At 40.1% G+C, this 8945-nt stretch carries 7 protein-coding genes; all 7 read right to left on the bottom strand.

Features of this window, described 5'->3' with window-relative positions:
• Nucleotides 1–367 (bottom strand): hypothetical protein (locus AB5542_RS11075; protein WP_368243057.1); only part of this gene is annotated, 367 nt, incomplete at its 3' end.
• Nucleotides 368–394: 27 nt separating this feature from the next.
• Entirely contained in the window at nucleotides 395–1018 is a 624-nt protein-coding gene (locus tag AB5542_RS11070) for a fasciclin domain-containing protein (protein ID WP_279038364.1), read from the bottom strand.
• A 6-nt stretch (nucleotides 1019–1024) separates the two neighbouring features.
• Complete coding sequence (locus AB5542_RS11065; RefSeq protein WP_118303344.1) at nucleotides 1025–2554, bottom strand: RagB/SusD family nutrient uptake outer membrane protein; 1530 nt, start codon at nucleotides 2552–2554, stop codon at nucleotides 1025–1027.
• Between the two features lie 2 nt (nucleotides 2555–2556).
• Complete coding sequence (locus AB5542_RS11060) at nucleotides 2557–6021, bottom strand: SusC/RagA family TonB-linked outer membrane protein (protein WP_279038368.1); 3465 nt, start codon at nucleotides 6019–6021, stop codon at nucleotides 2557–2559.
• A gap of 166 nt (nucleotides 6022–6187) precedes the next feature.
• Nucleotides 6188–7351 (bottom strand): FecR family protein, encoded by a 1164-nt coding sequence (locus AB5542_RS11055; protein WP_279038369.1) that lies wholly within the window; start codon nucleotides 7349–7351, stop codon nucleotides 6188–6190.
• 118 nt (nucleotides 7352–7469) lie between these two features.
• Nucleotides 7470–8006: an RNA polymerase sigma factor gene (locus tag AB5542_RS11050; protein ID WP_279038371.1), complete on the bottom strand. Its 537-nt coding sequence runs from the start codon at nucleotides 8004–8006 to the stop codon at nucleotides 7470–7472.
• Between the two features lie 109 nt (nucleotides 8007–8115).
• Nucleotides 8116–8799: a DUF4163 domain-containing protein gene (locus AB5542_RS11045; RefSeq protein ID WP_279038372.1), complete on the bottom strand. Its 684-nt coding sequence runs from the start codon at nucleotides 8797–8799 to the stop codon at nucleotides 8116–8118.
• Between the last annotated feature and the right edge of the window lie 146 nt (nucleotides 8800–8945).

The following is an 8945-nucleotide window of genomic DNA, read 5'->3' as shown; positions in this document are numbered from 1 at the left end:
AATAAAGTGACACTACATATCTACCAACAGGTAGTTCCGTGTAAAGAGGCAATTCCATTCTTCCACCCCCACGCACTTTAAACTCTTTCAAGAAAATAGTTTCAGCCTCTACGGAAGGAGCTTTCACGCCCGACAATTTATAGCGTATAGGAGCCGTACCCAAAACGCCTTGTATGTTATCCGTCAACCACGGGATCTCCTTTTCAACCCGATTTTTATCATCAGCATTTGTCATATCCAATTCTTTACGAATTATCAATGAATCAATACCGTAACTTGCATTTTCTGTCTTTAAATACCCGATTTTTGTATCGTGACATCCAACAAAAAACAACACTCCGAATAAAAGTAAATATATCTGTTTCATCTTGGTAAAATTCACATATTACAACGATTAAAGCTCTCCTAAAGTATAATTCGGGTGCAGAGAATGTACTACCCCGGTTGTAGGCTCAATGTTACAAGAAGCAATGTCAATATCCACCAAAGTTCTCATCGAACGAATTTTGATGATTACGGCTCCCACATCAATTACTCCATTATAAGGTAATTGTTCCGTGTACACCCACATTTCATTCTTGTTATCTTCTCCGTACATTGTCATGCCTCCAGAAACACTCCCCATGTTAATCGTACCGCGAGGGATATCGTTTAGCATCGTTTTACCTTTTACCACATGAGCCATCACATATTTACGACACTCTTCCGGACTTAAATCTTTCAGACGTCTCGGAACACCCGTTCCCCCTTCCAGCATCCACCGACGAATGGAATTATTCGTCGGTCCCCAAAAGGTAATCTCCTCGTATCCTTCCACTTCCCCGTTAAACAAATCCTGTAATCCAGCCCGGTCAATCATGATAATTAATGAATCCCAATTATAAGAATCCGAATGAAAATAATCATACATTGTCCCGTCAAATTTCCCGTTAGCTAATCCCGTATTATTCATATTGTAATCCGTTGTACAGGATACAATAGTTAACACTATACTAATTGCCAATAGTATCTTTTTCATATATCATTAATTTTCAAATTTAAACCAATACTGATTTTGTCTCAGAATATCATTCATTGTAAAAGCTTTCGTATGAATCGGTAGGTACAGAACTCCATCTTGAATATCTTGTTTCGTTAGCTCTGCATATACCGGATCTAACTCTATCAAGTAATTATTACGTACGACATCATAGTAACGATGTCCTTCATAGAGTAACTCTTTTTCACGCTCACGGAAAATCGCCATACGAATATCGCTTTCCCCTGCAGCCGGATATTCCGTTGCTTTAGCCCGACGACGGATCACATTTAAATCATCTTTAGCCCGAGAATCATCCAGTTTAGCGTAACATTCTGCACGTAACAAATAAATGTCGGCCAAACGCCACATCACATAATCCGCTTTTACACTAATCATATTCACGGATCCCGTAACGGTTGTTTTATAATAACCTTCTCTCCATTTATACACGTAAGCATATCCGCCAGTAGTAGCCGTATTCACTCCTGCCATCGAATCCAATTTATAGAAAAAGCTATTACGACGTTCATCCTTTTCTTCGTACATTTCTTGGATACGGGAAGCTTTCACACAGTAAGAACGAGTTTTTACCGCCGCGGGGGTCGCTGTCGTGTTTACCGGCCAAGTGGTAAAAAAACGAGCCAACGATGTTGTCATCGGATAAGCAGAAGCGTACTCGTCAAATGCCAAAGAAAAAATATTTTCACTTCCATACCCACTCAAAGTATTAACACACAAACTTTCCACAGAAGTCTCCAAACTATATGCTCCAGCCCGCCCTTCAATCAACTCGGTAGCCCAATGAATAGACTCTTCATAAGCCTCCTTCGCATCATCATTCCAACCATATAAATCTATCATAGAACCTTTCCACGCATAGGCATGTGCAAGCAAAGCAGTGGCAGCCCCTTTACTCCCATATTGCTTTGTTGCTAAAGGCTTTCCACTTAAATCGACCAGATTTTCGTATTTCCCCAAAATTCCCTCAGCCAATTTCCCATTACGAATTGCCTCCGCCAAAACTTCTTCTGCCGTACTATTCCCCAGCATTGCTTGTGATTCACTATCCTTCGTAATCACGGCATTTCCCCAATCACGAGCTAAACAATAGTACATATATCCTTTAGCAAAATAGGCTTGCCCCAAATAGAAATTCTTCCGATCCTCAGTCAAATCCCCTACTCGATGAATATTATCCAGAATTAAATTGGCAAAATGAATCACGTTATAATGTATATTCCAATTGGTTCCGACCCCATTAACCACAGCTGTCGGTAACAATTTTTTTACATCATTATTGGTAGCAGAAGACGTGTAATCATAAATTAATCCCATTTTTACATGCATATTCTCTGCCGCACCCAATGTTTTCATAAAACTATGCATCTGAGCATTTATAGCATTCAAATCTTCTTCACTTTTAAAGAAATTCGTAAAAGTGATTTCATTCTCCGGAGTAACATCTAACACACTATCACACGAGGAAAAAAACATTCCCCAAGCCATTATAACAAGTACGCATATCTTCTTCATGATTAAAAGTTTAAAGTTAAACCTAACGTGAATTTACGTGCCAAAGGATAATTTGAGAAATCATCAATTCCTCCCCTCGCCGGATTTACTGTTTCAGGATCCAAACCGGAATAGTTCGTCAACAAAAACAAGTTCTCTCCCGTCAGGAACAATCTAATCCCTTCTATATTCACCCTTTTCAGCCACTCTTTAGGTACATTATAACCTAACGTCAATTGTTTCAAGCGCAGATGATGAACATTCTCAATGTTTGAAGCATAACACCCATCGAACTGGCCCACGTACCCGTATGATCCCATAAGAGCGGGATAGTCAGCCTTATCTCCCGATTTTGTCCAAAACGTCGCATCTGCCACATTCGTAAACAAAGGTTTATCCTTATATCTCAAGGAAGTGTAACTAAGTGGTGTTGCGTACGCATTCATAATATGACGCCCGATACTATACGTGAACATCACATTCAAATCAAATCCTTTCCACGTAAGTTCACTCGCGATACCACCATGAGCAATGGGAAGAGCCGAATCCACGTACACCATATCGTCCTCATTGATCCTTCCGTTCCCATCCACGTCCTCGATCATTCTCAATCCCGGTACAAAAGGTTGGGTTGGTGATCCACTTGACAAGGGATTCTTATTTCCCCATCGGTCTACAAAAACCGGAATATCCTCTTCACTCTCGATAATTCCTAAGTCATTATAAGCGTATACACCATACACCGGACGTCCGATAACAACCGTACCCAAATCCATCCCCGTGTTAGATTTTTCAAAACGACTCCAGTTTCTGGAAATATTAAATCGAGCACGCCAAGTAAACGGACCATCTCGGAAAATATCAGCAAGAGCTTCTAATTCCAACCCCTCGTTAGAGATCTCTAGAACGTTTTGTAAAGCCTGCGTGTGGTAATAAACATTTCCGGGTAATTCAACTAACTGTAACAAAGAAGAAGAATATTTATAATAATAGTCCAATTTCAATTTTATCCGGTAATCAAACAAATCCACGTCCAAACCGATATCATATTGATCAGATTCCTCCCATGTCAGATCACTGGCTAACATGGTTGTCGGCACAACTCCCATCACACCCATAAAACTATTACTTGCCTTCAATGTTCCCTGAGCTAAATAAGGATCACGAAAAGCTTTTCCTTGTTTACCCCAAGAAGCCCGTATCTTTCCGTAACTCAACCACCAAAATCTATCCATAAAAGATTCTTCCGAGAAAGCCCATCCAACAGCGACAGAAGGAAATGTCGCCCAACGCACATTCTCTCCGAATACCGAAGAACCATCACGACGAATCGTAAATTCAGTCAAATATTTCTTGTTATAGTTATATGCCAAACGTCCAAAGTAACTCAACATAATAGATTCCTCGAAATCTGACTTATAATCTTTCATCGCGGTGGCAGTTCCGTTTATATCTATAATATCTTGAAAATCAGTTGTCACGTAATACAAGTCATCACTTGGAGCCCCTTTACCCGAACCACTCAAAGCATCAGAAGACTCCCGCGTATAGGCCAATCCCAATAAAACATCTATATTATGTATCTCATTAAAAGATTTATTATAGCGAAGAAGATTCTCGTTCGTGAACATCGTGGAACTCCCCGTTTCTCCGGTTGACTTACTCAGATTATCTTGATTCAAATAACTCGGTTCAAACGCATTTTTCTTAGATTGAGAGAAGTCGATTCCTAAAGTTGTCGAGAAATCCAATCCGGTAAGGATATTATAAGTTAATCCCATATTCGCACGGACACGATAGGTATAATTCTTTTCTGAAGTCTCGTTCAAACGTTTCAATACCTCATCCAACACAGAACCACTACCAGGAAGAAGGGAAGAATTTACTTTCGGGTCAACTGTCAATCCTTCGAAAGCTGTTGCTTGACTAAAAGAGGTATTGGCAGCACCCTTACTTCTATCCGTGTAAGCCAAATAAAGACGAGCATCCAAAGTCAGCTTCTCTCTAGGAATAATTTTTAGGTTACTAATCATGTTCACACGAGAAAAATCACTACCCAACATAATTCCACTCTCATCATACCATCCCAATCCAACCATATATTGGAAATTCTCGGTACCTCCAGATGCCTGCAAATTCGCATTCAGAATTTTACCTGTCCGGAAACTATGTTTCCACCAGTTCGTTGCATTATTATAAAATGGATTCAAACTATCATGCAAGATACGATCTCCATCAATAAACGAATCACTGATCTTTTTACCATTATTCCAAAAATAATCATACACGCCACCGGTTCCGTATACACTCTCGTAAGAATCAGGCAGGATATATCCGTAAGTTGCCCGATCCTGATAGCCAACCCGTCTTGCTCGTAATGCTTGAATATGAGCCAATCGCTCTCCATGCCCGATTACCTGATAAGGTGTTTTCGGAAGGATAGACCAAGATTGAGACACGTTAGCCGTAAACTTTCCTCGACCGACACGTCCTTTTTTTGTTGTAATCAAAATAACTCCATTACTAGCACGGGAACCGTACAAAGCGGCAGAAGCAGCATCCTTCAACACTTCCACCGATTCAATCGTAGACGGGTCAATTTCGGCCAATGTATTCGTACCTGTTACCGGAGAGGTAAATGAATTTACCGGAACACCATCAATCACGTACAAAGGAGAATTATCCGTCATCCCGTTCATCAACGAGTTATAACCACGAATGGCAACCTGAGAACCACCACCACCAGGAGAACCGGAAATATTATTCACCTCAACTCCAGCCATATGCCCCTGTAATAAAGTCTCAAGACTAGCAGAAGGTAACTCGTCCAAATCCTCGGCTTTCACGGAAGAAACAGAACTGATTAATTCTCGTTTTTTACGCTCGCCATAAGCCACTACAGTCACCTCATCCAAATCGGAAACCTCTTCCTCCATAACCACATTAACCACATTCTCTTTGTCTAAGGCAACTTCTTTTGTCTTCATCCCGACGAACGAAAATACCAATACTTTCGTCGAAACAGGCACTTCCAACTTGTAAGAACCACTAACATCCGTCACAACTCCGATAGTCGTTCCCTTTATGTAGACAGAAACTCCCGGCAAGGTCATTTTCTGTTTATCAACGACCGTTCCAGATATGATTCTCTTTTTTTGTTCCGCTATTGACTGGGCAATCTCGTTAGCTGGTCTCTTTTTAATCACGACTACATTTTTCTCCAAAGAATAAGTATACTCGGTCTTCTGCAAGCAAACACTCATCACACTGTCAATCGACACATCTTTCACGTCAATCGTGATTTTCCCGATTTTATTCACCGCATCCATACTATATACGAACGTCATACCGCTTTGCTTCTCCACGGCAAGAATAATATCCAACATCGAAGCATTTTCCCGCTTCAATGTCAACTTCTCCCCCTGTGCAAACGTATTACTGAATACACCTCCACCTAAAACAAGGATCAGACACAAGCATAATTTCATGCACATTGTATTTTTTCCCCTTTTTTTATCGTGCAGGAGCCACGACCAAAAGTTTTTTTTCATAACTTTGAAGAATTAAATTGATTTTAATTTAAGCAAATGGGTTGCAGGAAATAATCACCACAAAATTTCCTCTACCCGTTTTTTATTTTACACACGCATAATATTAACTTCCACTCATTACAGTTAATATTCTTCCCTTAATGGAAAACTTCACTTCACCCGTCAATTCCAGTATCCTTAACAAAGAATCCACATGTTCGTATTTTTCCAATTTGAGACCGAACTGTTTATCTGCAATATCAGGATTCTGATAGAAAATATCGAAATCATACCAACGAGCCATTTCCTGTAAAATATCATCCAAACGTTCGTTTTCAAAAACAAAAACCCGTTCCTTTCGCAAACGATAATTATCTCCATTAATTTTCCGGTAGGAAAAGTCTCCCGTATTCTTATGAAAAACAGCCTGCATATTCGGACGTAGTACATTATCTTTCACACTAACCACCCCTTCGACTAAGGAGGTTTCCACCACATCCATATCATCATAAGCTTTCACGTTAAAACTTGTCCCCAACACCTTTACATCAAGCGATGTCGTTTTCACGTAGAATGGACGAGAGGGATCATGATGCACTTCAAAATAAGCCTCCCCCGACAGGTATACCTCACGCTTATTTCCTTTAAAACGTGTTGGGAAACGAATCTCCGAATCTGCAAACATCCAGACGTCAGTCCCATCCGCCAATTTCAAATTATATTCTCCACCTCTCGGAACAATTATCCGATGATACTCAATTTTATCATCAATGATACTGTCTATTCCGGAATAATTCAATCCTTGCCCTTCCTCCAAAGTTACCCCGAATTCATTTAATTCTTTTGCTATATTTCTAACCGTATCCAAATCCACAAACAGTCCTCCCGGCAATTCCAATATTGTTTTATGACTTTCGAAATAAGCATCCACGATATATTGCGGACGTTCTAACTCCTCCACACGACCAATATACCAAACAGAAGCAGCAACCATCAAAGGTAACATCAATATCGCAGCATACCAGAACACGTGGTAAATTTTCCCGTGTACCTTTCTTCCGGTTGCTTTTCGAATTTTATCCCAACTTTTATCCGCATCAAATGATTCATAAATAGCCTGTTTAGCTGCTATATTCTTTTGATCACTGATTTTTGTCAAAAGTTGAGTCCCGTCCGAAGATTCCTCCAAACTCTTTTCCAACTCCAACATCTCCGTATCCGAAAGATCTCCTTTCAAATACCGGGTAATTCTCTCCGCTAATTCTATTGACTTTCTATATTTTTCCATCTGTTTATTACCTTTCACATCTCTAATATGCAAAAAACAAACTTAGGGGTGACTCGAAAATCAATTATTTTTCAATTTTCACAATCGTCCAACAACAAAACACTATAAATCAACAATATCAAAGATGCAATAGCATTAAGAACAGAACAAACAAATGTTGTAATTCTTCTCGCAAAAAAGCGTAGGCCTTCCTTTTTTGTGTTTTAACCGTGTTTACAGAAATATTTAATTTTTCAGCAATTTCTTCTTGCGAGTAACCCGCCATACTCAATTCCACAACTCGCCTTCGTTCCGGGGGTAATTTATCTATTGCCGCTATGATTTCACGATGAACCTCTTCTTCTATAATTGCATTCAATGCCGACTCCGTATCATCTTCAATCCCGGGGTCCACGTCTTCACTTACCTTATGCTGCCGCAAATAAAAAAGAGCGTTATTGTACAATGATTTGTAAAGATAAGCTTTAAAATACACCATATCCGAATAAATTCCCCGCTTCTCCCAAAGATTTATAAATGTCTCCTGCACTACATCTTCCACCGCCCCATGATCCGAAATATAACGTTTAACAAAAGCACATGACGACTTAAAGAAACTGTCAAACAGCTTTTTAAATGCTCGCTCATCTCCCTTATTAAATTGGTACAATAACATATCACTCCATCAATTCAAGCCTGCAAGATATGACTTTTTTCAAAAATATCAATGCAAAAAAAGAGCGATCCTTTCGGATCGCCCTCGTCTTCCCTACAATTCTCCCTATCTATTTCAACAATAAATCACCTTTCAATAACATACGGGGTACGGATATTTCCGCCGCTCCACAATAATGGGCCCCTAAAACCAGTGGATTATAAGTAAAGCAAATATCACCTCCCGAAAAGTTTATCGTGGTTACATTTGCCAACGTGGGAATTTCCGAGAAACAGTTCTCCGGATTCTTGAAATTCCGTTGAATCTGCTTGTCAATCTCAGCACTCTTGTCATAATTCAGGATACTCTCCGGACGCAAAAACTTCTTGTCCTTCAAGCTGTAATTGACCGCATAGTACTCCGTCAGCCCGTTAGCCCCTCCTGTCAACGTGTAAACCGCAAGACGAACACTGATATAATGACGATCCGCCATGAACACGCTATCCTTAACATCCAATTCAAACGGGATCATCGGCTCTTCCTTCATCTCCCGTGCCTTTTGCAGGTACTCGTTCAATTGTGCCTTTAAATCATTTTGCAAGCTGTCAATCAACCGGGAAATCTCCCCGTTCACGGCCTTACATCCTTGTTCCACCTCGGCTTTTTGAGAGGTAAACACCGGATAGGCGATCGTAATATCAAACTCGTTGGTCTTGTGGGACAAAAAATCCTTCCCTATTTTTATCGTTGCCTCCTCACATCCCGTGAAAAACAACGCCAACAATGCCACGACAAAAGTATAATTCCTCATCATCTCCTTTTCTGTTTCAATTCTGAGGGTATATACGGAGGCTATATACAAAAGTTCGGGTTAAGACCTAAAAAAATAGGAGGGTGTGTCAAAAGTCATTTTATCCTCAAAAAACTCCTCCGTCACTTCGTGCCACCTCCTCTATAAAC

The sequence above is a fragment of the Butyricimonas sp. RTP31003st1_G1_RTP31003_210430 genome (assembly GCF_040920905.1).
In the GTDB taxonomy this organism is placed as follows: domain Bacteria; phylum Bacteroidota; class Bacteroidia; order Bacteroidales; family Marinifilaceae; genus Butyricimonas; species Butyricimonas paravirosa.
This window is presented reverse-complemented; position numbering and strand designations above follow the sequence as displayed.

Bases quoted from the DNA above. Each gene is read 5' to 3' on its own strand.
- AB5542_RS11070 (WP_279038364.1), bottom strand. From the start codon at position 1,018: ATGAAAAAGATACTATTGGCAATTAGTATAGTGTTAACTATTGTATCC.
- AB5542_RS11065 (WP_118303344.1), bottom strand. From the start codon at position 2,554: ATGAAGAAGATATGCGTACTTGTTATAATGGCTTGGGGAATGTTTTTT.
- AB5542_RS11060 (WP_279038368.1), bottom strand. From the start codon at position 6,021: ATGAAATTATGCTTGTGTCTGATCCTTGTTTTAGGTGGAGGTGTATTC.
- AB5542_RS11055 (WP_279038369.1), bottom strand. From the start codon at position 7,351: ATGGAAAAATATAGAAAGTCAATAGAATTAGCGGAGAGAATTACCCGG.
- AB5542_RS11050 (WP_279038371.1), bottom strand. From the start codon at position 8,006: ATGTTATTGTACCAATTTAATAAGGGAGATGAGCGAGCATTTAAAAAG.
- AB5542_RS11045 (WP_279038372.1), bottom strand. From the start codon at position 8,799: ATGATGAGGAATTATACTTTTGTCGTGGCATTGTTGGCGTTGTTTTTC.